Annotated in this window: 24 protein-coding genes and 6 pseudogenes; 14 read left to right on the top strand and 16 right to left on the bottom strand. The window is 60.3% G+C overall.

What is annotated here, in order from left to right; all coding sequences use genetic code 11:
- The first annotated feature begins 28 nt into the window (after nucleotides 1-28).
- Complete coding sequence (locus RQ479_RS29620) at nucleotides 29-565, top strand: hypothetical protein (protein ID WP_376703358.1); 537 nt, start codon at nucleotides 29-31, stop codon at nucleotides 563-565.
- A 366-nt stretch (nucleotides 566-931) separates the two neighbouring features.
- Entirely contained in the window at nucleotides 932-2,227 is a 1,296-nt protein-coding gene (locus RQ479_RS29615; RefSeq protein ID WP_376703357.1) for a sensor histidine kinase, read from the top strand.
- 673 nt (nucleotides 2,228-2,900) lie between these two features.
- Here RQ479_RS29615 and RQ479_RS29610 read toward each other — a convergent pair.
- Nucleotides 2,901-3,644: a DUF4336 domain-containing protein gene (locus tag RQ479_RS29610; RefSeq protein WP_376703356.1), complete on the bottom strand. Its 744-nt coding sequence runs from the start codon at nucleotides 3,642-3,644 to the stop codon at nucleotides 2,901-2,903.
- Between the two features lie 269 nt (nucleotides 3,645-3,913).
- Here RQ479_RS29610 and RQ479_RS29605 point away from each other — a divergent pair, with 269 nt between their 5' ends.
- Nucleotides 3,914-4,270 (top strand): hypothetical protein, encoded by a 357-nt coding sequence (locus RQ479_RS29605; protein ID WP_376703355.1) that lies wholly within the window; start codon nucleotides 3,914-3,916, stop codon nucleotides 4,268-4,270.
- An 882-nt stretch (nucleotides 4,271-5,152) separates the two neighbouring features.
- On the opposite strand, the pseudogene RQ479_RS29600 reads toward RQ479_RS29605, so the two are convergent.
- The 10 genes and pseudogenes from RQ479_RS29600 to RQ479_RS29555 all read right to left on the bottom strand — a co-directional run.
- Nucleotides 5,153-5,440, bottom strand: a pseudogene (locus RQ479_RS29600) (hypothetical protein); the annotation flags it as partial.
- A 260-nt stretch (nucleotides 5,441-5,700) separates the two neighbouring features.
- The gene (locus tag RQ479_RS29595) at nucleotides 5,701-6,291 is read right to left on the bottom strand and encodes a hypothetical protein (RefSeq protein ID WP_376703354.1); all 591 of its coding nucleotides are present in this window, start codon (nucleotides 6,289-6,291) and stop codon (nucleotides 5,701-5,703) included.
- The gene (locus RQ479_RS29590) at nucleotides 6,288-6,653 is read right to left on the bottom strand and encodes a 4a-hydroxytetrahydrobiopterin dehydratase (RefSeq protein WP_023676573.1); all 366 of its coding nucleotides are present in this window, start codon (nucleotides 6,651-6,653) and stop codon (nucleotides 6,288-6,290) included. Before RQ479_RS29590 ends, RQ479_RS29595 begins: the two co-directional genes overlap by 4 nt.
- A 49-nt stretch (nucleotides 6,654-6,702) precedes the next feature.
- Nucleotides 6,703-6,777, bottom strand: a pseudogene (locus RQ479_RS29585) (hypothetical protein); the annotation flags it as partial.
- Between the two features lie 42 nt (nucleotides 6,778-6,819).
- Nucleotides 6,820-8,463: a chaperonin GroEL gene (gene groL / locus RQ479_RS29580; RefSeq protein WP_376703353.1), complete on the bottom strand. Its 1,644-nt coding sequence runs from the start codon at nucleotides 8,461-8,463 to the stop codon at nucleotides 6,820-6,822.
- Nucleotides 8,464-8,513: 50 nt separating this feature from the next.
- On the bottom strand, nucleotides 8,514-8,828 hold the full coding sequence (locus RQ479_RS29575; RefSeq protein ID WP_352466759.1) for a co-chaperone GroES: 315 nt from the start codon (nucleotides 8,826-8,828) through the stop codon (nucleotides 8,514-8,516).
- 633 nt (nucleotides 8,829-9,461) lie between these two features.
- Nucleotides 9,462-9,899 carry a hypothetical protein gene (locus tag RQ479_RS29570; protein WP_292659986.1) on the bottom strand — a complete coding sequence of 146 codons (438 nt, stop codon included), beginning with the start codon at nucleotides 9,897-9,899 and terminating at the stop codon, nucleotides 9,462-9,464.
- Nucleotides 9,900-10,203: 304 nt separating this feature from the next.
- Nucleotides 10,204-10,328, bottom strand: a pseudogene (locus RQ479_RS29565) (IS6 family transposase); the annotation flags it as partial.
- Between the two features lie 669 nt (nucleotides 10,329-10,997).
- The gene (locus RQ479_RS29560) at nucleotides 10,998-11,672 is read right to left on the bottom strand and encodes a protein-L-isoaspartate(D-aspartate) O-methyltransferase (RefSeq protein WP_376703352.1); all 675 of its coding nucleotides are present in this window, start codon (nucleotides 11,670-11,672) and stop codon (nucleotides 10,998-11,000) included.
- A gap of 118 nt (nucleotides 11,673-11,790) precedes the next feature.
- Nucleotides 11,791-11,961: a hypothetical protein gene (locus tag RQ479_RS29555; protein ID WP_352466756.1), complete on the bottom strand. Its 171-nt coding sequence runs from the start codon at nucleotides 11,959-11,961 to the stop codon at nucleotides 11,791-11,793.
- Nucleotides 11,962-12,336: 375 nt separating this feature from the next.
- On the opposite strand from RQ479_RS29555, the pseudogene RQ479_RS29550 reads away from it, so the two are divergent.
- Nucleotides 12,337-12,636, top strand: a pseudogene (locus RQ479_RS29550) (diacylglycerol kinase); the annotation flags it as partial.
- A gap of 103 nt (nucleotides 12,637-12,739) precedes the next feature.
- Here RQ479_RS29550 and RQ479_RS29545 read toward each other — a convergent pair.
- A complete protein-coding gene (locus RQ479_RS29545; protein ID WP_376703351.1) occupies nucleotides 12,740-13,048 on the bottom strand; it encodes a DUF4143 domain-containing protein in 309 nt (102 codons plus the stop codon).
- A 190-nt stretch (nucleotides 13,049-13,238) separates the two neighbouring features.
- On the opposite strand from RQ479_RS29545, the gene RQ479_RS29540 reads away from it, so the two are divergent.
- From RQ479_RS29540 to RQ479_RS29505, 8 genes are all read left to right on the top strand, one after another.
- Complete coding sequence (locus tag RQ479_RS29540) at nucleotides 13,239-14,441, top strand: ABC transporter substrate-binding protein (protein WP_376703350.1); 1,203 nt, start codon at nucleotides 13,239-13,241, stop codon at nucleotides 14,439-14,441.
- Between the two features lie 76 nt (nucleotides 14,442-14,517).
- On the top strand, nucleotides 14,518-15,384 hold the full coding sequence (locus RQ479_RS29535; RefSeq protein ID WP_352466754.1) for a branched-chain amino acid ABC transporter permease: 867 nt from the start codon (nucleotides 14,518-14,520) through the stop codon (nucleotides 15,382-15,384).
- Between the two features lie 5 nt (nucleotides 15,385-15,389).
- A complete protein-coding gene (locus RQ479_RS29530) occupies nucleotides 15,390-16,364 on the top strand; it encodes a branched-chain amino acid ABC transporter permease (protein ID WP_376703349.1) in 975 nt (324 codons plus the stop codon).
- Between the two features lie 4 nt (nucleotides 16,365-16,368).
- Nucleotides 16,369-17,148, top strand: coding sequence for an ABC transporter ATP-binding protein (locus RQ479_RS29525; protein ID WP_376703348.1), 780 nt, complete (start codon nucleotides 16,369-16,371; stop codon nucleotides 17,146-17,148).
- A 2-nt stretch (nucleotides 17,149-17,150) separates the two neighbouring features.
- Complete coding sequence (locus RQ479_RS29520; RefSeq protein WP_292659994.1) at nucleotides 17,151-17,873, top strand: ABC transporter ATP-binding protein; 723 nt, start codon at nucleotides 17,151-17,153, stop codon at nucleotides 17,871-17,873.
- An 8-nt stretch (nucleotides 17,874-17,881) separates the two neighbouring features.
- Nucleotides 17,882-18,622, top strand: a complete 741-nt coding sequence (locus RQ479_RS29515; RefSeq protein WP_023722329.1) for an aspartate/glutamate racemase family protein — start codon at nucleotides 17,882-17,884, stop codon at nucleotides 18,620-18,622.
- A gap of 102 nt (nucleotides 18,623-18,724) precedes the next feature.
- Complete coding sequence (locus RQ479_RS29510) at nucleotides 18,725-19,429, top strand: GntR family transcriptional regulator (protein WP_376706039.1); 705 nt, start codon at nucleotides 18,725-18,727, stop codon at nucleotides 19,427-19,429.
- A gap of 320 nt (nucleotides 19,430-19,749) precedes the next feature.
- Nucleotides 19,750-20,007 (top strand): hypothetical protein, encoded by a 258-nt coding sequence (locus RQ479_RS29505; RefSeq protein ID WP_376703347.1) that lies wholly within the window; start codon nucleotides 19,750-19,752, stop codon nucleotides 20,005-20,007.
- Between the two features lie 95 nt (nucleotides 20,008-20,102).
- Here RQ479_RS29505 and RQ479_RS29500 read toward each other — a convergent pair.
- Nucleotides 20,103-20,279, bottom strand: a pseudogene (locus tag RQ479_RS29500) (FAD-dependent oxidoreductase); the annotation flags it as partial.
- Between the two features lie 88 nt (nucleotides 20,280-20,367).
- A complete protein-coding gene (locus tag RQ479_RS29495) occupies nucleotides 20,368-21,717 on the bottom strand; it encodes a PQQ-dependent sugar dehydrogenase (protein WP_376703346.1) in 1,350 nt (449 codons plus the stop codon).
- Between the two features lie 402 nt (nucleotides 21,718-22,119).
- On the opposite strand from RQ479_RS29495, the gene RQ479_RS29490 reads away from it, so the two are divergent.
- Entirely contained in the window at nucleotides 22,120-23,079 is a 960-nt protein-coding gene (locus tag RQ479_RS29490) for a DMT family transporter (RefSeq protein ID WP_376706038.1), read from the top strand.
- A 68-nt stretch (nucleotides 23,080-23,147) separates the two neighbouring features.
- On the opposite strand, the gene RQ479_RS29485 is transcribed toward RQ479_RS29490, so the two are convergent.
- On the bottom strand, nucleotides 23,148-24,167 hold the full coding sequence (locus RQ479_RS29485) for an ROK family protein (protein ID WP_376706037.1): 1,020 nt from the start codon (nucleotides 24,165-24,167) through the stop codon (nucleotides 23,148-23,150).
- Between the two features lie 48 nt (nucleotides 24,168-24,215).
- Nucleotides 24,216-24,344: pseudogene (locus tag RQ479_RS29480) on the bottom strand (hypothetical protein); the annotation flags it as partial.
- A 143-nt stretch (nucleotides 24,345-24,487) separates the two neighbouring features.
- On the opposite strand from RQ479_RS29480, the gene RQ479_RS29475 reads away from it, so the two are divergent.
- A complete protein-coding gene (locus RQ479_RS29475) occupies nucleotides 24,488-25,753 on the top strand; it encodes an ABC transporter substrate-binding protein (protein ID WP_376703345.1) in 1,266 nt (421 codons plus the stop codon).
- Nucleotides 25,754-25,781 lie beyond the last annotated feature (28 nt).

Genomic DNA, 25,781 nt, shown 5'->3' with positions numbered 1-25,781 from the left:
CCTCGGATGTCGATTGGAAGGAAAGGTTGTGAACGGTGATCGCAGTGAGGCAAATCGCTGGTCGGCACAAAGCGTGCCAAGCCAGACGCTGTCTCGTCGGAAGTTTCTGAAGGTATCGATGACCGGCGTCGCCACGCCGGTGGAGGCGGGCTTGCTTCCTGCATCACGGGCCAGCCTGCGGCGCGTGGCGCCGGAACAACGCCAAAGCCTCTGGCGCTCTATCAGGATGTTCCAAACAAAGGTCGCCGCTGCGCAGGGTGCGCCCATTTCCTGGAGCCGAATGCATGCGAGATCGTCGCGGGCGAAATCAGCCCTGATGGCTGGTGCCGCTTTTACAAACCGCGGCCAGCCTGATCGGTCGGAAACCAGCGGCAGGGGAACCTCGTTGGAAACGGATCAAGGAATCACATGGGCGCAGCGAAACGTGTATTCCGCCCGAAATCCGCAGTGCACGTCCAACATCGCGGCCCACCCGATCCAACCAATGTTGATCCCGTTCCTGGTAGCTTTTGATCACGACATTCTCGTGGGATCGCTGTCAGGAATGGATCATCAATTCGCCTGATCTTGCTGGGCAAACATCCGAGGAGAGGCCGGATCGCGATCTTCAGTGAGTCCACTGCAGACGTCCGCGCATGGCGCGACCGAGGCCGAAGGATTCGTTCTGCCGTACAGCCGCGGAGCGTTCTTCGTCGCGGTTGGGCGGCGAGCCCTTTCTGGCTGCGCGCGCCGCAGACCGGTTGACGTTAGAAAGAGGCCATTCCTTCTGTTTCCGATCAAGTGGGGCTCACAAGGAGCTATCCAACTGGACTCTAGCTCAATCTGCTGTTCATTGTAACGAATGGGCAACCAAAAATCCTCGGGGGAAAGCAGGCCACCCCGGTTGTACAATCTCGGTTCAACTGGCCTTGCCGAAGCGATCTTGCAGACCATGGATCAGCCGCTGCTGGTCCTAAGAGACGACCTTACGGTCGAGGAAGCCAATTCGGCGTTCTATACGCTGTTCAAGGTCGACACCGAAGAGACCCGCAGGCGCCTGCTCTACGAACTCGGCAATGGCCAGTGGAATATCCCCGAGCTCCGTCGGCTCCTGGAAGAGATCCTGCCGCAGCAGTCGGTAGTGGAGCACTACCGGCTAGAGCATAAGTTCCCGGAGATCGGCAAAAGGATCATGATCCTGAACGCGAGGCGGCTGCCGCCCGAGGGCGACCGCCCTGAACTGATCCTTTTGGTCATCTCAGATCGCACCGAGACCGAACAGGCCCGGTTCGAACTCGAAGGCTACGTCGAGTTCGGGGAAAAGCTGATCGACAGTACCCGGGAGGCGCTCCTGGTGCTCGATTGGGACCTGAAGGTGGTTCGCGCCAACCGGCCCTTCTATGACGCCTTCCAGGTGTCTCCTGACGACACTAAGGGGCGGCTGATCTACGAGCTCGGCAATCGGCAATGGGACATCCCGCGTCTGAGAGAGCTGCTTGAGAACGTCCTGCCCAACAACAACGCCTTCGATGATGTGGAAGTGGAGCATGATTTTGAGCACGTCGGCCGCCGCGTCATGCTCCTCAACGGGCGACGCCTCGACCACCTCGACCTCATCCTGCTGGCGATCCGCGACGTCACCGAGCAGCGCCGCATGGAGAAGGAGCGGGAAACGCAGGTTGGCGAGCTCCATCACCGGATAAAGAACGTCCTCACCACCGTCGATGCGCTGGTAAGACGAACGCTGCGCGACAGCGGTTCGCTTGAGGAATTCGGCCGAGCCTTCGAGAGCAGGCTCGGTGCCATGGCACGCACGCAGGATCTCTTGGTGCGCGCGCCGAGAGGAAGTGTTGATATGTCCGAGATTCTGCGGCTGGAGCTGCAGGCGCATGGCGGACGGGAAGGTGGGAATTTCAATCTCGACGGCCCCGCAATCGCGCTACCGCAAGATGCGGTCCAGGCATTCGCAATGGCCGTTCACGAACTCACCACCAACGCAGTCAAGCATGGCGCGTTTGCTTCGCCTGAGGGGCGAGTTGACATTCAATGGACGGTGCAGGCGGGCGAAGGGGGCGCGACGCGTGTAATGTTTCGCTGGCGGGAACGTTGCCCGATCATAACCAGCGCCGGTCGCACCGGCTACGGCTCCCGCGTCCTGGAGGCAGCGTTCCGCCACACCCTGAAGGGCAGCTCCCGGCTTACACTGCATCCTGATGGAGCTGAATTTTCGGCTGAGTTCCAGCTCTAATACCCCGCGGACATCTCGAGGCTGCGAGGACTGCCGCCAAACCCCATATCCACATGATGGTATCAGGCCGCCGTTCTGCATGCTGGCATAGCAACCGGTCTGGATCGAACGGGTTCTCCCATGGCCCGAAACGACCGCTGCCAGGGTTCCGCAGTCATTCCTCCCATCGCCCCCGGCGTCTCGAATGGGTCGCATCAAGTCATAGCGCGAACGGCAGGTTTGGAGAAGCGCAATGAAGGTCAGCAAATGGCGCAACCGCGACCTCCAGCGTGGTCGCCCTGACGTCCGCTTTCAGGCAGCGGCAAAGCTGACCTCAACGGCAGAGATTAGGCGCAAAGCTGCTATTCCCCCGAGCGCAGCACCAAGATCTGCCTAGGGTCACGGCCTGCCGCTGGGCGGTCGAAGGAAAGTGTATTGACAGGGGTCAGATCTTCTCTTTGGACAGGGTGAGACGAGGCGACCCCGGCACAAGTCGCCGTTAAGTTCCGCACTGCCATCTTATGCGACTTTGACATGACCCTAGGTGATTGCGATCCTGCCCAAGGTCGGCCCGGTTCCGAAACGGCATAATGCGCACATTTGCTGACCTTCATTGCGCTTCTCCAAACCTGCCGTTCGCGCTACAGCCCGAGCCGAGCCGAAATGGACATTTGGCTTCCCCCAAACCACTGCCTCACCAAGCCGTCTTTCCGAATATTCTACGGACAAGCTCGTCGCCATTCGCATCAAAGCAGCGGCCGTGACTGAGAATCACTCGCCGCGGTTGCCACGACTGGAGTTTGCCTATTACTGCCCGTGCTTTCTGCCGATGCAGGAGAATTGGCAGCCGCATGCCAAGGAAGGTCCGCCCGTGCGGGTGAGCCATCCCAGTCAGCTTCGTCACCGAGCGCCAAGGCTCATCGATCATGTCCAATTCGAGATTGATGATCGTGTCTGTAAGAATCAGCGTCTTTGACGCTTGGTGGAAGAATATGAACTCTTTGAAGTAGCCACCGGGAAACAGTGTCTGGTCCATGTCCCGCCGCCACTCCTCCGGCGGATCGGCTTCCAAATCTCGAGCGAACGTCACATCAGCATGCCGTGCGCGGGCTCTTTGGCGGACTCCGGGCGATGCCCATGTGATTGCCTCTGGAAAGACTTTCGACCACTCACGAGCGTAGTGAAACTGGTTGGGTGAGACGAGGTGGCGAATTCTGCCCAAGTTCCGTAACTCTTCGGCCACCGTCGAAGCAAACTTGATGGGCGAATGAAGGAACAGATCGCCGTTGGACAGGCGCACCACCGTCATCCGAGTGGTGAATGGCAGCGGAAGTTTTATTCCTGCTACCGTCAGATACTCAAACGGACCGTCAACGACGCCGATATCGGGTCCCTGAGGTTTGTAGACGTTCACCGGCTCGTAAAGGGACGCACTCACAGCCCATTCCACTTCATCAGCTCGGCGCAAGGCGAAGATTATCTGGCTGTTGCATTGGCGATGCAATGCGTCTGACCTGAAGGTCCGCTCCCCACCCCAGCATTCTTTCGACGCTCGTTTCTGGCGTTCTACGGCTCAGGAGTTTGAACCAGCGGGACGCGCCACTAGCGGGCATTGAGTTTGCCCCGAAAATAGGACATTCCGGCTAGCCCCCAGAGCGACTCATTTTCCAGACTTTCGCTCCTTCTATAACCAAGCGCGGGTGCACTATGGAGCCGATTGATGAGAAGTTCGTCATCGAAAAAGACAGCGCCCTTTTAGCGCAGGATGTGAAGCTGCATCAGCGGCCCTTCCACGTCGTCATGGCTTGGATGAGGTCGAAAGGTGTAGCTGGGGATCTTTTCGACAGGCGCATTTGGGATCCGCTCATGGAAGTGTATCGCCGCCTATACCCAACAGGCGACTTTTCGATCCCAGCGATACTCGTCGGAGGCGTCGCGATACGCGATCAGATGTATCTGGCCCGCGTCGACATTGGCTACGGCACGTTTAGCGTGGAGCCGCTCAAATGCATCGAGATTTCACAGAGCGAGCTAGAACTCGCCTTCAAACATTACCCGGACTAGGCCTGGCGCGCATTCTACGGTGTCTGTGACCTTTGGGACTTCGCGTACGGCGTTGACGACGTCCTAGCAATGGGAACTCCTGCACCACACTTGCTAACAAATGCGCGCTCGTCCCTCGCCGCCACACCCCGCATTTTGTCGGGGGACATCGACATTGACGCCGCGGTCCAGACAGCCTGCCTGACCGCCGAACTATCGATGAAGGCGGTACTCGCGCACCTTGGCACAAACGAAGATGGACTAAAGAGGCTTTCGCACTGGCTGCCTAAGTTGGCCGAGGCACTAATCAAGCTCAAACCCGCAACCACCGACGACCGCTTGCGAACAGCGGTCGGAAAGTTCCCCGATTACGTTGGAACGCGATACTCTGTGCATGGGCTCACGCGGGTGCAACTGATGGAGTTGGCAATGCGCGCGCAGTTCGTTGCGGCAGACTCTGTACGACGCATCTCGGGGCGAAACATCGGCGGACACATGGAAGCGCGAACTGATTGTCCGGTGCGACCGGATCCATAGCAATCACGCTGGAGTCCTCACCACTAGGTCTATGCTGCGCCACGAGCCAGACAGCGTCCCGATCGACTTCGCGTCGTCGTATTTGGATCGGTAAGAGGTACGGCGCGCACCAGGTGCACAGGTGCCTGATATGTCGGGGCAGCTGGTGCGCTGTAGAGCGGAGCCGCATAGGAAGGCGCCGATGGCTGATACACATGTGGCTTGCAGGAATAAGCCTCGGCAGCGACCGGGATGCCGCGTTCAAGCGCGCCTATTCTACCTGGGTCACATCCAGTCGAGCTATCTCGTCCGCGAACTTCCCGGGAAAGTCCAACTCCCCCATTTCGAGAAGCGCATCTCCGGAGTGTAACCAGACTGCAAGGAGTTCGGCTGCCGCCGCAACCTGCGCCGACGGGTACGCAGCACCGCGTGCGCGCGGGTGAGTTCGTGGGTTGGGGTGCGAATGTCCATGTGGGCGTCGTGCAGGACAAGGTCCTCGAGGTGGACGAGCTCGCCTTCGAGCCAGAGCGCGGCGGCAGCGTCGGCGAAGTGCTGGCGCTCGACAAAACCGTCGCGGACGGGGGAACGAGCCAGCCGCTCGTCAAGGCGGGCCAAAACCTCGGTGGCGCCGGCAACCGGTCCGATCAGGGTTTCCAGGGGCAGTTTGTCGAGCATGTAAGCCATTGTTTTCATGATGGCTGATTCGCATTAGTCAAGCTATCCGGCACTTAAGTTGACTTGCAGGGGATTTTCTCTGGGGTCTTTTATCACTATCGATAATGACCTCTTATCGATACTTAGATAATACGATCCGCAAATTCTAATACTATTGCGTTTTTTCCTGCTGAGCCCATCAAAAACAAGAGTGCGTTTTCGATCATCGCCTCAGAGGCGTTTTTTTGCGGGATACGCCCAAATGGAGTCCAGTTGGGTCCTCACCCGCCGCAACGAAGTAGGTAGCGCGGATGTGGGGAAAGGCGGTAGCGCTCTCCCGCTACCAGCCTAAACCCACTATCGTGCGTAATAGTGGGTTCATGCCTGTAGCCTCCGGCTTCCATGCGTTCCCCAGCATAACGCGCTTGGGGGAATGTGTTCCCGCCGATGAGGGCGGCAAGCTTGCCTTTGACCTCGATTTCAAAACCCTCTCGCGACCCTTTCGGGTGGATCGTCACGCTGTGTACAAGCGCGCGGAAACTCTTCACCAAAGCGCCCCGATCGTCGTCCGCCTCAGCGTGATGAGCTAAGACCGCAGCCAGCGCATCGACCGTTTCGACATACTTTTCTATTGTCGTTGGATGGAGAGTGAGGGTTGATGGCGCCTCTTCAAGATTGGCCAGTTCCGCCTCGGCCTCAAAACGTCGAGCTTTGAGTTCGGCGATGCGTTCCCGAGCATCGTCATCGCCAATCACACCCTTGACTACCAGATCAATGTTGCGCTGCCGCTCACCTTCGATCCGCGCAATCTTTATCTCGGACGACAGTGCATAAACGACCTCACTTGATTGGCAATGGATTTGCCGTGTCACCGTTGGCGGTCGAGGGGCCGCCCCGCGCGATCGAGCATCCGATCGATCTTGCTCGCCATGATGAAATCGTTCTCGTGCAGTCCTTTGATCTTCTTGGTGCTCAGGGAAACCGTCACATAACCCCAGCCGAAGCTGATGTCGGGGTGATGGCCCTCGGTTTCGGCGAGCTCACCGATCTCCTGAACAAGGGTGAGCGCGTCCCGGAAATTGCGGCATCGAAAGCTCCGCTGGATGCGGTGGGCATCGTCACCCAGCTCCCAATCAGGAGCCTGTGCCTGGAACCGTTGGGCTTCATCACGCGTGAGCGGCGGGACGCCGCCGCGACAAGGCGTACATGTTTTCTCGGCAAGAGTGTCGGTCATGTTCTTGTCTCCAAGACCATTTTTAGCAGCAAATACGACAGCGACGAGCCTATCGATCGATCTCCCCGAACACGATGTCGAGCGAACCGATGATCGCCGAGATATCGGCTCGCATGTGCCCGCGTCGCTGGCCTTCCGTCGTCCTGGCTATAGTCTCAGGCGCCGCTCAGTAGTCCATTCCGCCCATTCCGCCCATACCTCCCGCGCCACCCATAGCGGGCGAAACCTTCTGCGGAATGTCCGCGATCATTGCTTCAGCGGTGATCAGGAGCGCGGCAATCGAGCCGGCATCCTGCAGGGCCGTCCGAACGACCTTGGCGGGGTCGACGATACCGGCCTTGATCATGTCGACATAGACTTCGTTCTGGGCGTCGAAGCCCTGGTTGTGATCCTTGCTGTCGGAGAGCTTGCCGACGACGATCGAACCTTCAACGCCGGAATTCTCGGCAATCTGGCGGATCGGGGCTTCAAGTGCTCTCAGCACAATCGAAATACCTGCCGTCATGTCAGCATTCGCGCCAGTAAGCTCAGTCAAAGCTGCCTTGGCGCGCAAAAGCGCAACACCGCCGCCGGCAATGATGCCTTCTTCCACGGCTGCACGAGTGGCGTTCAGCGCATCATCGATGCGGTCCTTCTTTTCCTTGACTTCCGTCTCGGTCGCGCCGCCGACGCGAATGACAGCAACGCCGCCAGCCAGCTTGGCGAGACGTTCCTGGAGTTTCTCCTTGTCGTAATCCGAGGACGTTTCCTCGATCTGCAACTTGATCTGCTGGACGCGCGCCTGGATGGTGGCTTTCTCGCCGGCGCCGTCGATGATCGTCGTCGTATCCTTCTCGATGAGCACGCGCTTAGCCCGCCCGAGCATGTCGATCGTGACGTTCTCGAGTTTGATGCCGAGATCCTCGGAAATCATCTGGCCGGCGGTGAGCACGGCAATGTCTTCCAGCATCGCCTTGCGCCGGTCACCGAAGCCTGGCGCCTTGACGGCTGCGACCTTGAGGCCGCCGCGCAGCTTGTTGACGACCAGCGTCGCTAGCGCCTCGCCTTCGACGTCTTCCGAGATGATCAGCAGCGGCTTACCGCTTTGCACCACGGCTTCGAGGATCGGCAGCAGCGCCTGCAAATTGCCGAGCTTCTTTTCGTGGATGAGCACGTAAGGGTCCTCCAGCTCCGCGCGCATTTTTTCGGCATTGGTGACGAAATAGGGCGAGAGATAGCCACGGTCGAACTGCATGCCTTCGACGACATCGAGTTCGGTTTCGGCTGTCTTGGCTTCTTCGACGGTGATCACGCCCTCATTGCCGACCTTGTTCATCGCCTTGGCGATCATGGCGCCGACTGACGCGTCGCCATTGGCGGCGATCGTACCAACCTGGGCGATCTCGTCCGAAGATTTGACTTTCCTGGCCCTGGCTTGAATGTCCTTCACCACAGCAGCCACAGCAAGGTCGATGCCGCGCTTGAGATCCATCGGGTTCATGCCCGCGGCAACGAATTTGGCACCTTCGCGCAGGATGGAAGCGGCCAGCACCGTGGCTGTCGTCGTGCCGTCGCCGGCGAGGTCGTTGGTCTTCGAGGCCACTTCGCGCACCATCTGGGCGCCCATGTTCTCGAACTTGTCGGCAAGCTCGATTTCCTTGGCGACGGCGACACCATCCTTGGTGATGCGCGGCGCGCCATAGGCCTTGTCGATGACGACATTGCGGCCTTTGGGGCCGAGCGTCACCTTGACGGCGTTGTTCAGAATTTCGACGCCGCGAAGCATCCGGTCGCGGGCATCGGTAGCGAATTTGATTTCCTTGGCAGACATGATTTTACGTCCAGTTCAGTCTTGAAATTGCGGGATCGGAAATCGCCCGGTCAGGCGGCTTTCTTGGCCGCTTTGGTCTTCTCGACGATGCCCAAAATGTCGCTCTCCTTCATGATCAGGAGGTCCTCGCCGTCGATCTTGACCTCGGTGCCGGACCATTGGCCGAACAGGATGAGATCGCCGGCCTTGACGTCGAGCGGGATCAGCTTGCCGCTCTCGTCACGCGAGCCCGGGCCCACGGCGATCACTTCGCCTTCCCGAGGCTTTTCCTTGGCGGTGTCGGGAATAATGATCCCGCCCTTGGATTTGGTATCGCCTTCCGCGCGCCGAATGACGACGCGGTCGTGGAGTGGCCGGAATTTCATTGGGGGTTCTTTCTGCCGCCGCACATAGAGCGACTGCAACACTTAACGTAGCCCCTTTAGCACTCGAATGATAGGAGTGCCAAATTTTTAATTCCTCAAACCGAAAATATTTGAAATGTAAATCAGTCGTTGTTACCGGCGCTTTTGGCCGTCCGAAAGGCGGAGCCATAAGCAATTTTATTGTAATTCATCCCTCTTAATTTTGCCGACAACAGCTATATTAATCCGCAATTACGAACCAAACCTATTGAGCCTTGATTGAATGTGCATCGAGAGATATATGCAGTTCGCGAAAATTTGGCACGATTTGGCTTTCCCGGTCCCGATCGACATAGGTCCGCGACCTTCGACCCACCATGAAGCATCGAATTTTCGACAGCGAATGTATAGCGCTTATCCGGCGCGCATGTCGCTCTGTTCGAGCCTTTGAACCACGGCGCTGACCACGGATGTCCTGGCAGCATTGGGATCTTTCCGGTTCGGATGGAAAAGATGCAGGTCGGCGTGCTCCTGCGGAAAGCCGCACCCCCTCATGCAACGCAGCCTCCCCGCGTGGGGAGCGCTTGCCTGCGCTACGGCGGCGGCTTTCCATGCGAGCCGCTTCAAAAATGATGCTGCGAAACGGCTCCGGCTTTATCCGACGAACGCCTCACGCATCCGAGCGAACATGCCGGGCTGTCTCCCGGCAATCGCCGCACGGATGTGACGGGCGGCCGTTACGGCGCTCACCGTCGCGCCGAAATGACAATAGCAGATGATCTCATGCAATTGCCTGTCGGTCAGTTCGAAGAACCGCTTCGCTTCGCCGTAGTTGTCGTTTTCCAACCCGGCGGCGCGGAGGACAGGATCCTCGAAAGCGACTGAGATCGGCGAGCCGTCGCCGCGCATGGCCCCGCGTGATCTAACCGGCTGATACTCGGTCTGGTGTAGCGTCGAGAGTCGCCGGTCAGGGTTCCGTTCAAGGAGCTCCGCCCAGCGTTCAAGACGTTCGCTGCGCGACATGGCCTGGCGCAGGTAGTCCTGATCGATCTCGGCGACAATCTGCAGTTGCTCAAGCGTCTGGTGCTTCATTTTAGCCTCCTATTCGGACGATAGTTGGCCCACCCATATCCTTCTTATACCTGCGGCCAGCGTGACTCCGACCGACCGTGAAGTCCAATCACGATGATGCTAGGAGGGCTTCCCCCCACGAAAATGCGGAGGCTTCGCAAAGATCCGGCCATTAATTTGGCGAACGCGGTCAAATGCGCGGCTGTTCGACGATGTCGGTCTGGAGTCCGTGCCGATCGAGCTGATCGACGGGCAGAGTCTGTGCTGGAGTAGCCCGGCTCCATCGCTGGCCGGGCAGCGGGATCAAGCGAGTGGCAGTTTAGCTTCGAAACCGCCGAAGGCCGGGCTGATGCGAGTTCTCCGCCCGGTCGTTGGGCCCTTGTGGCTCCAGTGTACGACTTCCGGCATGACCTGGCGCCTGGCTACTCCGTAGGATCGCAGTTTGTCCGTGTCGAAACCATTATCGAAGTTACCCGGCCCGATGGCGGTGTGTTGCGGATTGCGCAATCCAAGGACCGGTCCGTCCATCAACCAACAAGTTGAGCCGAAGCCATCTCAAAAACGGTCCAGGCTGTGCGTCGTCAGGATGGTAGCCGAACCAGCGAAACAGCCAATCAGGTGTCCCTTCCTTCGACCTTTAGAGACTGAGCAGTCAGCTGCCGCCAAGCGAGAATGACGATCGCTCTCACTGCTGCGGCGCTGGTATCGGTGTGCCGCCAAACCAACCAGCCGCATACGCAATCATGACCAATACCACGATCACGGATACCACGCCGTACTAGAGGCGCCTGTCCTTGAGATCCATCGTTACCTCCTGCCCGCTACGTGTTGGCCACTGGGCGAATTCCTTGAGCCTTTGGCCGTCATTTCCCGGATGAGCGACCCATTTGCCCTCTGGTAGGCACACAGTAGGCTGGATAAGGGGTCTTTGAGAAGCGCGCAATACGACCGCGCCGGCATGATCGCCAGCGGCTGCGACCGGCGGCTGCAGGCGTGCTCGATGAGTAGCGTTGCGGCATGGATGTCAAAAGATCGGCGATGCCATCCAGCGCCTGTGTGATCGATGCGGCGCGCGTTATCCTGATCTTCCAGTACGGCTCCGCGCAGCCGCACCCCTCATTAGACCGTTTCGAGACGGCTGAACCGAACCGGGATGAGTTTGCGAGTCTTCAGTTGCCCTGCCGCATCCTTGTCGATGACCGTCAGCAACTGCGCTTCTCCAGGTCCCAAAGGCAGAACCAGGCGTCCCCCCGGCTTGAGCTGCTCAAGCAAAGCCGGCGGTGTCCGCTCAGCGGCCGCGGTGACCAGGATCTTGTCGAATGGGGCGTGCTCAGGCCAGCCGCGAGACCCGTCTCCGACACGAATGCCGACATTGGAGAAGCCGAGACCCCGCAGGAGAGCCTCGGCATGGCTTGCGAATTCCTCGATGATTTCGACGCTCCAAACTTGCCCGGCAAGGTCCGCGAGGATTGCGGTTTGGTAGCCTAGGCCGGTGCCGATCTCGAGCACTACCTCGTGCGGTTGCGGCGCAAGGAGATCGGTCATGAGAGCAACGATGAAGGGCTGCGAGACGGTTTTATCAAAGCCGATCGGCAGCGGCATGTCTTGGTAGGCATAAGGCGCAACTGATGCTGGCACGAAGAGGTGCCGCGGTATCCGCCTCATCGCCGCCAATACCCGCTCATCGAGCGCCACCTTGCCAAGTTCTTCGCTTGCAAGATCGGTGTGAATTGCAATCATCTCGACCATGTGCCTGCGTAGAACCGCGAGGTGCTCTTCGTTCATCGGCTTCATGACGGTGGGGCGCTCCTCAACCAGTCTGCTGCCTGATAGCCTTATACCCTGTTCGTCTTGTCACAGTAACCATGTCGTCGAGAACGCGGCTTCGGTTGGGGCGGGTTGTACCGCCCTGCTATTTCGTCGCCGTCCTTGGTGCTCTCCCGTTCCTCGCACCGGGGTGGAACGGCGTGCGCATCAGAAGCTCGCCAGCCCAGGCGACAACATCGATATAGCGGATCGCCAGCCAGTTGAGCACCAATAGGCCGAAGGCCAAAACGACGCCGAACCCTGCGCTGTCGCTCACCGGCTCCATCCCGTGCTGATCGTGCGTGATCTGGCGATTGCCGATGACCGAACCTGGGCGAGCCAGCAGCGCTATTCGCGCTGCAGGCCGGCCATACGATAATCAGCGTTAGCCCGCGTGGCGCTGCTGAGAAGAACCGGAATTTCGTGATGGCTTGCCGCCGCCATTGGCGCGGCACTGGGGGACCGGCTGTCCTTCTGGATCGGCAAACGGCTTGGAAAGCGGGTTTCGCACTATTGGCCCCTCTCCTGTTCTTCGAGCGGTGGGGGGTCGCCGGCGCTTCTTCGGTCCCTTGCGTGCATCCGTACCCTTGGTGGCGGGCATCTGCGCGATGCCCGCTCTGACGTTTCAGTTTGCCAATATCGCTTCGGCTCGCCGGAGTTCGTAGCCGACGTTGCACGGTTTTTCGACGTCACGAGAGGACACGTCTTGCTCGCCGGTCCCAAGACGATCGCAAGCGTTCCGGATTTTGCTCGCGCGGATCGGGAACTTGTCGTCGTTCACTCCAGTATGGATCCCGAGGACACGCTCAAGCGCTTTGCCGGCCGTGTCGTCTTCATCGGCGGCGGTCCACCGGTCTGGGACGCCTACGCGCGCTTCGTCAGCCACTGGGATGTCACGCGGCTGCCCTATGACGGGCCGGCGGACCGCTGGTTCGATGCAAGATGGCTTACGGGGGTGGCGAAGTTGCCAGAAATCACCGCGACCAATGAAGGCTCGGCTCGTATCGATCTGGGATTATTTAGACCACCTCGCGACCCAAGTTCCAGACCGCATTTTATGCAACTTTACATCGAACACAGAACCGACAGCGGTGCAGCTTGCAATTTTTTCGCCGAACGGCGTCACACGGTGATGGTCGTGCAGCACCAGCCCGCGCACAAAACGATCGCGGACTCCTTCCTGCAACTGGCGCAATCCCCCGAAAGTCCTGCGGAACCGTTGCGGAGGTCTTGACCTCGATACCGACGACCCGACCGCGTCGATCCTCGATCACGACGCCGACCTCGTCCTGATCCTTGGTCCGGTAGTGTGAGAAAGACACCCGTCGCTCTGACCACCATGCGAGCTTCAGGAATTCCGACACCACGAACCTCTCGAGCAAAGCACCGAACCGCGATCGGTCCTACGTTCTTCGTCTACGGCCGCTCACAAGATTGTCAACAATCTGAGAAAGTTTTGTTGACAGGTGATTGATTTGAGCCTTCACTCACAAAAGTCCGCGTATCGGTCGAGTTCTGTCGCAACAATGCGCGGCCTCCAAAGGGGAAAGAACAATGATCAACAGACGTTCAATAATCACATCCGCGGCGCGCGGCGCGGTCTCCGCGCTGGCAATCATGGCCGGCGGCACAATCGCGGTGCACGCCGCCAACAAGGAACTCAAGATCGGCTTTGTCGGCGTGACGAGTGGCGCGGCCGCTGCGTGGGGCACATCCAACGTCCGCTCGATGCAGACGCGCGCCGCCTGGATCAACGAAACCGGCGGTGTGAAGATTGGTGACGAGACCTATGACATCAAAATCGTCACCTTCGACGACCAGAAGGACCCGAAGCGGGCGATCGCCGGCATGGAGAAGATGGCCCAGGAGGGCATCCACTATGTCGTCGGTCCGAATGTCGACGACGGCGCGGCGGCGGTGCGTCCCGTGGCAGAATCCAAGGGCATCATCTATTTTCCCTACGCATTCCCGAAGGAACTCTACACCCCGCCGGCGTCCAACGCCGTGCTCGGGATGATCGCCAACTACCAGTCGGCTCCGGCGATCTACAAATATCTCATGGAAAACAGGGGCGTGAAAAAAGTTGCCTTTGTCGCCGCCAACGAATCCGATCCGCTGAGCCAGCGGGATGGCGGTGTTGCCGCGGCAAAGGCGCTCGGGCTCGAGGTTGTGGCTGCCACGGATGTCTACCAAAACGATACCCGCGATTTCACGCCGGTACTGACGCCGATCGTTTTGCAAAAACCGGACCTGCTGGTGCTTTCGGGCGTCGCGCCGGGCAATGCGCCGCTGCTGATCCGCGCCGCGCGCGAGCTCGGCTACGAAGGCCTGATCTCCACCGAAACGGCGCAGGATGCCAAGGTGCTGGAAGAGGGCGCGGGCGAGTTGGCCAACGGCTTCATCTCGGTCGGCGGCGCATCGACGCCCGAAATCGCGTCCGACACGATGAAGGAGTTCGTCGAACGCTATACGAAAATGTTCGGCGAATACAATGACGAGTCCAACACCAAGGTCTACGCGCTCGAATACATCATCGAGACGCTGAAGGCGAACCCGGCCGCGATCGACAATGTCGGGGAGTTCAAGAAGACGATCGACACTTTCTCGGCGCCCAATCCCTATCTGAAGGACGATGCCAAGCTGACCTATGTCGGAATGACGTCGTTTGGCCAGAAGCGCCAGCTTTCGGTTCCGATGGTGGTCACGGAATACCGCGACGGCAAGTTCGAGACGCTCTTCGTCGCTCAAGTCGATTGACGCAACTGCACCGAAGCGGATTGCCGCAGAGGCTCGAGCATTCGTCTTCAGCCTCTGAACGGCCGGAACCATCCTGATGGAACAAGTCATCGCCAACGGGCTTTATCTTGGCGCGCAATACGCTTTGATCGCGCTCGGTCTGACCCTGATCTTCGCGCTGATGAACGTGCTTAACTTTGCCCATGGGCAGATGTACGTTCTCGGCGGCTTCGTCACCTACACCGTCTATGGCCAGCTCGGCATGCCTTTCGTCGTCGCGCTCGTCGCGTCCGGGATCACGCTGCTGGTCATTGGAGCGCTTGTCGAGAAATTCCTTTTCAGGACGGTGATTAAGCGAAGCGTGCGGGAGGAAAGTACGATGCTTCTCGCGGCGGCGGTCGCATTCTTCCTCGACGCCGTGATCCTCCTCCTGTTCGGCGAAAAGCAGCGCGGCGTGCCGAAGATCGTCAAAGGCGTCTTCGTCTCCGACAGCCTCATAATGCCTTACGACCGGCTGCTGGTCGGCGCACTCGCCATACTGTTCATCGCCTCCTTCGTGCTTTTCATGCAGTACAGCAAGCCGGGACGCGCCATGCGGGCGCTGGCGCAGGACCGGGTCGCGGCGCAGCTGATGGGCGTCGAGGTCGACCGCTATTCGATGATCGGCTTTGCGCTCGGCGCCATGCTTGCCGGCATAGTCGGGGGGCTGCTGGTCGCCATCACCGGCGTCAATTCGGGCATCGGCGGGCCGATCTCGATCAAGGCGTTCTTGATGGTGATGATCGGCGGGGCCGGCGTGGTCAGCGGAGCGATCGCCGGCGGCTTCATCCTCGGCATGATGGAATCGGTCGGCCTGACGGTCCTACGCCAATATGGCGACGTCACTTATCTCGTCATCTTCGCCGCGCTGATGGTGTTCCTGAGCATCCGCCCGAACGGGCTCATGGGCAAGCCGTGGGGATGATGGACATGAAGCGTACACGCAACATCCTCGCCGTGGCTGTCTTCCTGCTGGTCGTACTCGTCGGCGTGCCCTGGCTGATCGAGGCGACCGGTCGGCTCGACCTCTACTACACGCTGACCTCGGTCGCGCTGCTCAGCATCGCCAGCGCCGGGGTGTGGGTGACTTTCTACATCGGCCGCATCAATATCGGCCAGGGGGCCTTCGCGCTTATGGGCGGCTATGTTTCGGCCATTCTTGTCGTCCAGTACGGTGTGTCGTTCTGGCTGACACTGCCGCTGGCTGGGCTATTCTGCGCCGCTGCAAGCGTGCTGATCGGACTGCCCATCCTCAGGCTTCGCGGCGTCTATTTCGCCATGGTCACGCTGGTTTTGACCGAAGTGGCACGGCTGCTCGCGCTGGCGCTGCCGATCACCAATGGAGCCAAGGGCATGGTCAGCATTCCGCTCCCCGGCGGCATCTCGATCTTCGGGCTGACCATCCTTCCAGATTTCGCGACACTCGCCAATCCGCGTCCCGCCTTCTATCTGGTGTCGGTTGTGCTGATGGTGCTGTGCTTTGCGGCGCTCTACCGCCTAGTCCATTCGCGCATCGGCAAACTCTGCCAGTCGTTGCAGCAGAACGAGGAACTGGCCTCCTCGATCGGCGTCAACATCGCCTATCTGCGCGTAATCGCCTACGCAATCTCCTCATTCTTCGGCGGTCTTGGCGGTGCGATGTTCGTCGCCATCTCGCAGTCGATCTATCCGTCGAGCTTCACCGTCACCGACTCGGTGAACTTCATGCTGAACTGCTTCCTCGGCGGGCTCGGCCACGTCTTCGGGCCGATGATCGGCACCTTCGTGCTCTATTTCGGCTGGGATTTCCTGTTCGAGACCGGCGAGTTCCAGTTGCTGATCTTCTCTTCGGTGCTGATCGCGCTGATGCTGTTCCTTCCCAACGGCCTGCTCAGCCTCAGGCTGTTCGGCAAGAAGCAGGGCTAGGACCATGACTGAGCTTCTCCAGATCAAGGCCGTGACCAAACGCTTCGGCGGGCTGGTCGCGGTCAACAATGTTTCCTTGGCGGTCCGCGAACGCGAAATCCTCTCCGTCATCGGCCCCAACGGCGCCGGCAAGTCGACGCTGTTCAAGTTGATTTCCTCTTTCCTCAATCCGACCTCGGGCGAAGTGCTATTCCGGGGAGAGCGGATTTCAGGCCTGGCGCCGCATATCGTCGCCCGGAAGGGCGTGGTGCGCACGTTCCAGGAGACGACGATCTTCAAGGGCATGACGGTGCGCGACAATGTCATCATCGCGCATCACCTGCGTTCCAATGCCAGCCTTGCCGGCTTCTATCTCGGCACGAACACCGCACGGCGCGACGAGGATGAATTCGGCCGCTCGGCCGACGAGATCATCGACTTCCTCGATCTCGGCGCGCAACGGCATGAGATCGCCAGCACGCTGCCGCACGGCCATCTGCGCGCGCTCGGGATTGCTATCGGGCTCGCTACCAACCCGACCGTGCTTCTGCTCGACGAGCCCTTCGCCGGCATGAACCATGACGAAACCGTGCGCGCGGTGGAGATGGTGCGCGACGTGCGGAAGCGCGGCGTGACTGTCCTGCTGGTCGAGCACGATATGCCCGCCGTCATGAACATTTCCGACCGCATCGTCGTCCTGAACTTCGGTGTGAAAATCGCCGAGGGAACGCCGAAGGAAATCCAGGAGAACGAAAAGGTCATCGAGGCCTATCTCGGCGCCGAAGATGAGACGATCGGATTTTAGCCATGAGCGAACTGCTGAAAGTCTCCGACGTCGAACTCTACTACGACCATGTCTATGCGCTGAAGGGCGTGTCGCTCAACGTCAACGAGGGCGAGACCGTCGCGCTGATCGGCGCGAACGGCGCGGGCAAATCCTCGATCCTGCGCGCCATCACCGGCCTGAAGAAAGTCCGCAGCGGCGAGATTCATTTCCGGGGCCACCGCATCGACGGAACGCGCCCGGACGAGCTGGTCAGGATGGGCATCGCCATGGTGCCGGAGGGTCGGCGCGTCTTTTCCTACATGACGGTGCGCGACAATCTGATGATGGGCGCATTCACCCGCACCGACAAGGCCGAAATCGCAAGGACGCTGGACATGGTGCTCGCGCGCTTTCCGCGCCTGAAGGAACGCTATTCCCAGACGGCGGGCACGATGAGCGGCGGCGAACAGCAGATGCTGGTGATCGGGCGGGCGCTGATGGCGAAACCGAAGCTTCTGCTGCTCGATGAACCCTCGCTCGGCGTCGCGCCGAAGCTCGTCCAGGACATCGCCCGCTCCATCGTGGCGATCAATCGCGACGAAAAGGTCAGCGTTCTCTTGGTCGAGCAGAATTCGCGCATGGCGCTGCGCATCTCGCAGCGCGCCTACGCACTGACGACCGGAAAGATAGCGCTGGCCGGACATTCGGCTGAGCTGCTTGGCGACGACCGGGTCAAGAAACTCTATCTCGGCGGCGAAATATGAAAGCGCAAATGGACATACTCGTCGTCAATCCGAACACCACCGCGTCCATGACCGAAAAGATCGGCGAGGCGGCGCGCGGCGCGGCTTCGGCCGGCACCAGGATCATCGCCGTCAATCCGAAGGACGGGCCGCCGAGCGTCGAAGGCTATTTCGACGAGGTCTTCGCCATCCCGGGAATGATCGGCGAGATCCAGAGACATCCGGCGGCGAGCGCCTGCGTTATCGCCTGCTTCGACGACACCGGCCTCGACGCAGTACGCTGCGTCGGCGAGATGCCGGTGGTCGGCATCGGCGAAGCGGCGTTTCACATGGCGAGCCTAATTGCCGGCAAGTTCAGCGTGGTGACGACGCTGTCGCGTTCGGTGCCGGCGATCGAGCACAATCTGGTGCGCTACGGCCTCGCCAGCCGCTGCGCCAGGGTGCGGGCAAGCGACGTTCCCGTTCTGGAGCTCGAAGTGCCCGGCTCCAACGCCCGCCATCGAATTTCGGAGGAGATCGAGCGCGCCATCCGCGACGACCGGGCCGAAGCGATTGTGCTGGGATGCGCCGGCATGGCCGACCTCGCCGCCGCGCTCAGCCGCGAACATGGCCTTCCTGTGCTCGACGGCGTCGCCTGCGCCGTACAACTCTGCGAGAGCCTCGTCAGCCTTGGCCTGTCGACCTCGAAGCGCGGCGGCTACCAGGTTCCACTCGAAAAATCCTTCGCCGGAATCTTTGCGCCCTTTTCGCCCTCCGGCCGTGTATCCTGATGCGTGCAAAATTGTTGACACTCCCACACAGGATGTTCGATGTCCGGCCGGAAACGCGGTGTTCGCGCCGCTATGCGATCCGGCCGCCGGGACAATGAGACGATGGACCTGCTTGGACCAAAGACACGGGATGGCGACAAGCCGACGATGCGCTGGTTTCCGGTCTATGCCGGCCTGCGCGACGCCATCGTCAGCCACCGCCTCGCACCGGGCACAAAGCTGCCCGAGGACGAGCTCGCCTCGATCTATTCGGTGAGCCGCGCGGTGATACGCGCGGCGCTGCAGGCGCTGTCGCATGACCGCTTGGCTCGGCTCGAGCCGAACCGCGGCGCCTTCGTCGCTCAGCCGACCAAGCAGGAAGCGCGCGAGGTGTTCGAAGCGCGGGCGCTGATCGAGCCCAAGGTCGCGGCGCTTGCCGCCGAAGTGGCAAAGCCGGCCGAGATCGCGCAACTGCGGCTTCATCTCGAAAAAGAGCACGAGGCCCTGCATGCCGGCCGCGACAGCGACGCCATAATGCTGTCGGCAAGATTCCATGTCGGCATCGCTGAAATCGCCGGCCATTCGATCCTGACCGGCTTCGTCAAGGACCTGTTGTCGCGGTCGTCGCTGATCATCGCGCTCTACTGGCGCCGCCGCGACACCACCTGCGAAAGCCACGCCCATCACGCCCTCGTTGATTCCATCGAAAAGCACGACGCAAAAAACGCGTCCGACCTGATGCAAAGTCATCTCATCGACCTTCTGTCGGGCCTTGATCTGTCGCTTGGCGAGAAGAAGCCCGAGAGCCTGTCGGACATCTTGCGCTGATCTCCGCTGTCAAACTCTTCGCCGGAGTTCGCCCATGTCCGCACGTGCGGGGCGTGATCGAAGCAATGCATAGCATGCATCGGTCCATGAGGACTGCTTCTTCGTTCCTGCCGTCATAACAGTAGCGCTCGTTGAGTCCGCGGCGCTGCCCTCGAAGGGTGAACCCGTTCCCTAGTCCGAAATGGTTACTTGCGCTGCAGCTAATGTAGTTACAATCTTGTGCCGTCGAAAGCCGCATGGGCCGGCCAGGCGCGAGTACGTCTTCGCCGGCGTCTCAAAGCAGTCGACCACACGTTTGCGGTGCTCTAAGGGGGAAACCAATGAGATTGACGATTATTTGTGGGGCAATTGTGATTGCCGTATCCACCGCCGCCGTTGCGCACGAGAAAAAGAAGGTGGTCAGTACAGAAGTAACGTCGGCCTGCGCCGACCTGTCGGGCAGCACGATCAAGAAAAACAGGGAAACAAAGGTGGATTGCAGTTCAACCGGAACTGTCTCCAGCGCAATTTCGAAAGACAAATCGGAGCCGCGCCTGGGCTATGAAACGGTTAATCCTGCAATCATATCGATCTATTAGCTGAGGAAACAGCAGGCCGGTCTATCGGGGTCCAGGCTTCGGGAGCAAGGCAAGGACCGACACGCGGCCACATTGCCTGCGGACCGTTGGTCGCGTAGCGGGCTTAGGGTCGAAAACAGATCGAGCCGCGAAGCATCACCAGTGATCGCCTCAGCGAGCAGCTTGCCCGACAGCGTCGACAGGAACACCCCCTTGCCCGAATAGGCATGCGCAAAATAGACCTCGCCGTAGCGACCGACATGCGGCAGGCGCGATGTCGTCACCTGGCATATGCATCGAAACCGTAGCCGAATGCAGCCATATCGGGCGTGGCGCCGTAGCCGAAGGCTGGTGAGGTCGGAATCAGAAAGGCACCTGCGCTCAACGGCCATTCGCCCGGCGGACCCGCCAGATGACGTTACCGACGTCATCTGCGACGAGCAGTGCGCCAGTCTGATCGATAGCAACGCCGACCGGACGGCCCATCGCCTCGCCATTACGCCCGATGAAGCCAGTGAGCACATCGTTCGGAGGACCGCTCGGTTGGCCACCATGGAACGGCACGAAGATCACCTTGTAGCCGCTGTGCACGCTTCTATTCCACGAGCCGTGCTGGCCGACGAAGGCGCCGTTGCCGTAGGCCGGACCGAGCCGGGCGCCTTTGGAGAAGGTCAGTCCCAGCGAGGCGGTATGGGAGCCCAGGGCGTAATCGGGCTTGATCGCTGTCGCCACGAGATCGGGGCGCTGCGGCTTGGCGCGTTCGTCGACGTTCTGTCCGTAGTAGCTGTAGGGCCAGCCGTAGAAGGCGCCGTCACGAACCGAGGTCATGTAATCCGGCACAAGGTCGTCGCCGATCTCGTCACGCTCGTTCACGGCGACCCAAAGCTCGCCAGTTTCAGGATTCCAAGAGAGCCCGTTCGGGTTGCGCAGGCCCGAGGCGAAGACCCGAGTGCGGCGGGTCGACCGATCCACTTCAAGGACAGCGGCGCGGTTCTTCTCCGCGGCTATGCCGTTTTCTCCAACGTTGCTGTTGGAACCAACGGTGACATAGAGCTTGCGTCCATCCGGAGTTGCTATCACGTCCTTGGTCCAATGATGGTTGAGGTCCCCGGCCGGCAAGTCGATGATCTTTTCCGGCGACGTGCTGACTCGGGTCTGGCCATTGGAGTAGGGGAAAGCGACGAGCGCGTCGGTATTCGCGACAAAGAGCTTGCCTTTGGACAGCGTCATGCCGAAGGGCGAATTGAGGCCTTCCGCGAACGTCGTGCGCACATCCGCAATGCCGTCGGCATCGGTGTCGCGCAGGAGCGTGATGCGGTTGGCGCTTTTGGTCGCGGCGCCAGCCCGCTTCATAGCCAGATCCATGAAGACCTTTCTAAGACTAAAGCCTTCGTCATGCTTGGCAGGGGCATTGGTTTCAGCAACCAGCACGTCGCCGTTCGGAAGCACATGCAGCCAGCGCGGATGGTCGAGGCCGGTGGCGAAGGCGTTCACTGTCAGCCCCTTCGCCGGGGTCGGCATACCTCCTTTCTGCCAGCCTTTCGCCTCGGCGATGTTAACAGTCGGGATCAGCGTCGGTCTTGGTTTCGGTAAGGTGGGGTTGGGGCCATAGCCGGTTATTGCCCCGGTTTTTTGCGCCGGCCCGGTTTTTTGCGCCGGAATGCCAGCGCAGCTTGCCATGACGGCGCCCAACACCGCTACGAGTACGCTTCCTCGGAAGCCGGCATGCATCGGACGTCCTCCGCATGGATTTGTGTCGCGCTCTTTGTGTAAACGGAAGTCAGTGGCTTATTCTTCCAATTGCTTCGAAAAAAACAGCGGCGCTCGTGATCCGAGGGCCAGGAATTCGCGACAGATCTGCTCTCGGCAGAAATATGGCGCGAGAAGATTGTGGCAACCGCGCGAATATCTGTCGCGCGATATGAATCTCAGATTCGTATCGCGCGAAATCGATACGGCTTGCGCTTTTCGGTATCGAGTTGCTCATGGGCCAACATGCGTTCGAATGGAACGAGACCATGAACGGCGGGACCCACAATGACCCACCGATTGCACTAGCTGGTGAAACAGCTGTTGCTGCTGCTTAGCAAGACGCTGCAAATCTGCTAAACTCTGCGGTGGGAGGAGACGGATATCCAATCGCTGCCTATAGCACATCCAAGTGTAGCGAAGGCGACACCCGACGCTTCACTTCCGCTCGCCTATTCCCTCGCGACGCTCTGCTGGCTCCTGTCGGCCGGCGTCTATATCGCCGCCAAGTGGGTTGCCCCCGAGATGCCGCCTTGGGCGCTCTGCTTCTGGCGGCTGACGCTCGCCTGCGCGATCCTGCTGCCTATCGTCCATCGCCATCACGGGGCGATGCTCGTGCTGATCCAATCCCGGGTGATCGAGGTGCTGGTCATCGGCACTATCGGGCTGACCTTGTGTCAGGGCATGATCTACACGGGCCTCAACTACACCAACGCGACAACCGCCGGCATCATCATGGCGCTGTCGCCGATCATGACCATGGTGCTTGCCCGCTTCGTGCTCGGCGAGCCCCTCGGTGTCTGGAAAGCGCTTGGAGCGCTGGTCGCTCTGGCCGGGATGGTGGTGATCGTGGCGCGCGGCGACCTTGCCGCGCTGATGCAGCTGCAGTTCAATCCCGGCGAATTGTGGATCGTCGGCAGCGCGTTTTGCTGGGGCCTCTACACCGTGCTGCTGCGTCGCGCGAAATTCGCTATCGAGCTTCTGCCGATGGTGGTCCTGCTGCTGGGAGCCGGCGCGCTGGCCGCACTGCCCCTCTACCTCTGGGAACTGTTTTCCGGGGATCGTTCGGCGCTGCATGCGAACGGCCTGCTGGCCCTCGCCTATGTTGCTGGCCCGGGCGGCGCTCTGATGTACTATCTCTACAACCGTAGCGTCGAGACGCTTGGCGCCGGGCGGGCCAGCATGCTGCTCTATCTGCAGACTGCCTTCGTCGCCGTGCTCGCTTATCTGTTCCTTGGCGAAAGCTTGCACGACTACGATCTCGCCGGCGCCGCCTTCATCGTCGCCGGCCTGCTGCTCGCCACCGCGATCAAGCCGAGGCAGCGCACGGTGCGTGTCGCGTAAGCAACATCAGCACCGCCGCTTCGGTCAGCAACTCGTAAAATCAGAGCACCGCTCGAAGCGAAGCCGGATCATTGAAGCCGGCTGTTGTGGCGCAGCACGAGGCCGACCGCGCCGAGCAATGCGTCGTTCTCCGTGTGCTTGCCAACGATTATCCGTGTGCGCAGCGCGGGCACCACATCGCGGGACTTGATGAGCGTGTGGCGTTCATATGACGCGATCAGTGGCGCCAGGAGAATGTCGCCCGCCAAGGCCATGCGGCCGCCGATGATGATGAGCGGCGGATTGAGCACCGAACCGATCAAGCCAAGGCCACGGCCGGCGAACTCGGCGGTGTCCTCGATCATTCGCAGCGCCCTCACGTCGCCCTGCTCGGCCATCATGATCACATCGTCCATCGTGACCGGCCGCCGCACGATGCGCGAAATCTGCTCGAGCGGCCGGGCAAAGCTGGCATAGAGCTCCAGGCATCCGCGATTGCCGCACCGGCAAAGGTCGCCGCCGGGATCGATGCTGATGTGCCCAAATTCTCCGGCGCCGCCGGCGATGCCGCTTACCAGCCGGCCGTGCTGGACAATGGCCCCGCCGACGCCCAGATCGACCTTGAACAGCACGAAGTCGTCCTGGCCGACGGCCGCACCCCACATCAACTCCGCAATGGCCGAGCAGTTGCTCTCATTGTCGGCGAAGATCGGCTGTTCGAGGACCGGCCCGAACACATCGCGGATGTTGACCCCGGCCCAGGTCGGAACGATACTCGCGCGCAGCACCACTCCTTCGCGGCTGACTGGGCCCGAGACGGAGACCCCAACCCCCAGGAGCCCCGCCATCGGCAGACCGTTCTCTTCGTAGCATCGGGCAATTACTGACTTGGCGAGCTGGGCCGCCTGTTGCGGCTGGTAGTCCAGACCCATGGGGATAGTTTGTTCGGCAACGAAAGAATGCGAGACGTCGGCGACGACGCACCGCATCTCGTCGAGGCCCAGATGGATGCCGACGCAGGTGCCCGCGGCGGGATTGAGCGTCAATGTCGCGGCAGGCCTGCCAATACCCCTGGCCGCGTCATGATGGGCCGAGGATTCGATCACCATCCCCGACTTTCTCAAGCCATTGAGCGCGGTTGAAACCGTCGACCGCGCCAAACCGGTAATGCGGGTAATTTGCGACGCAGAAAGCACGCCGCGCTCACGCAGGCATCGGACGATCAGGCTCTCCGGCGACGCGGACGGCCTGTCGATTAGCCAATTTCTAAGCGAAGGTTTGTTCATGATGAGCACAAAGCACGTTGACTGATAGCTCAAATATGTCATCTTGGAAAGAACGGAGATTACGGCATCTCACCGGCCACGACCTCAAATCGCGGGCCACAAGCGGTCGATACGAACCGTGCATCACATATGGGAGTGAAACGATGAAATATCTGAGGACGGCCTTTGCGGCCGCTACCGCCTTCACCTTGGCTACCGGAACAGCGCTCGCGGAGCCCAAGACCAACCTCTTGCATCAATGGGCCACCGGATCGGACGCCCAGGCTATCGCCAAGCTCGGCGAGATGTTTACCGCCAAGGGCGGCACCTGGCAGCAGACCTCCATCGCAGGCCATACGGCCAATACATTGGCCAAACTGCGTGCCGATGTGATCGCCGGCAACGCTCCTCCCGCTGTGCAGCTCAAGGGCCCCGAAATCGCCGAATGGAACGAGACGGGCATGACAGCCAATCTCGACGACCTGGCGAAGGCCGAAAATTGGGAGAAGGTCGTCGCTCCCGAATTGCTGCCGGTGATGAAGCCGACCGGAAATTGGGTGGCGGCGCCGATGAACATCCACCGCATCAACTGGCTGTGGGCATCGCCGAAGGTCATGAAGGACGCGGGCGTCACCGAGATGCCAAAGACATGGGCGGAATTCAACGCCGCCTGCGACAAGATCGTGGCCAGCGGCAAGATCTGCATTTCGCACTCGACCGCCGACTGGACCGACTCGACCGTCTTCGAAGTGGTCGTGTACGGTCAGGACCTCGATCTCTACAGGAAAGCTTTCGTTGAGGGCGACGTCGATGCCATGCGCAGCGACGGCATGGTCAAGGCCTTCGAGCAGTTCCGCACCATGACTTCGAAGTACATGGATCCCGGCATGAACGGGCGTGACTGGGATACCATGTCGCACCTGGTCGGCCGTGGCGAGGCCGCTTTCCACATCATGGGCGACTGGACGCTCGGCCTGCTGACGGCCGGCGGCTTCAAGGAGGGCACCGACTATATCTGCGCCCAGGCGCCGACCGATTGGGGCAAGCCTGGCTTCATCTTGAATTCAGACTCGGTCGTGTTCTTCAAGCAGAAGGACCCGGACTATATCGAGGGCCAAAAGCTGCTTGCGAGCACTATCTTGTCGCCCGAGTTCCAGACCATTTTCAATCAGACCAAAGGCTCGATACCAGCCCGTCTCGACGTCGATCTCTCGAACGGCTTCAATCCCTGCCAGCAACTCTCGCAAAAGGATCTGCAAGCCTCGATCGCCGCCGGCACGCTCGTGCGTTCGATGGCGCACAACATGACGGTGCCGCAAAAGGTCCGCGGCGCAATCATGGATACAATTACCGAGTTTGTGGCCACGCCGGATATGAGTGCGCAGGACGCGGCCAATGCGATGGCGGATGCGGCCGAAGCGCAGAAGTGACGCTGCCGATGATGGCCGGGGGCGAAGC

It is taken from the genome of Mesorhizobium sp. ISC25, from assembly GCF_042295465.1.
Classification (GTDB): Bacteria; Pseudomonadota; Alphaproteobacteria; order Rhizobiales; family Rhizobiaceae; genus Mesorhizobium.
This window is presented reverse-complemented; position numbering and strand designations above follow the sequence as displayed.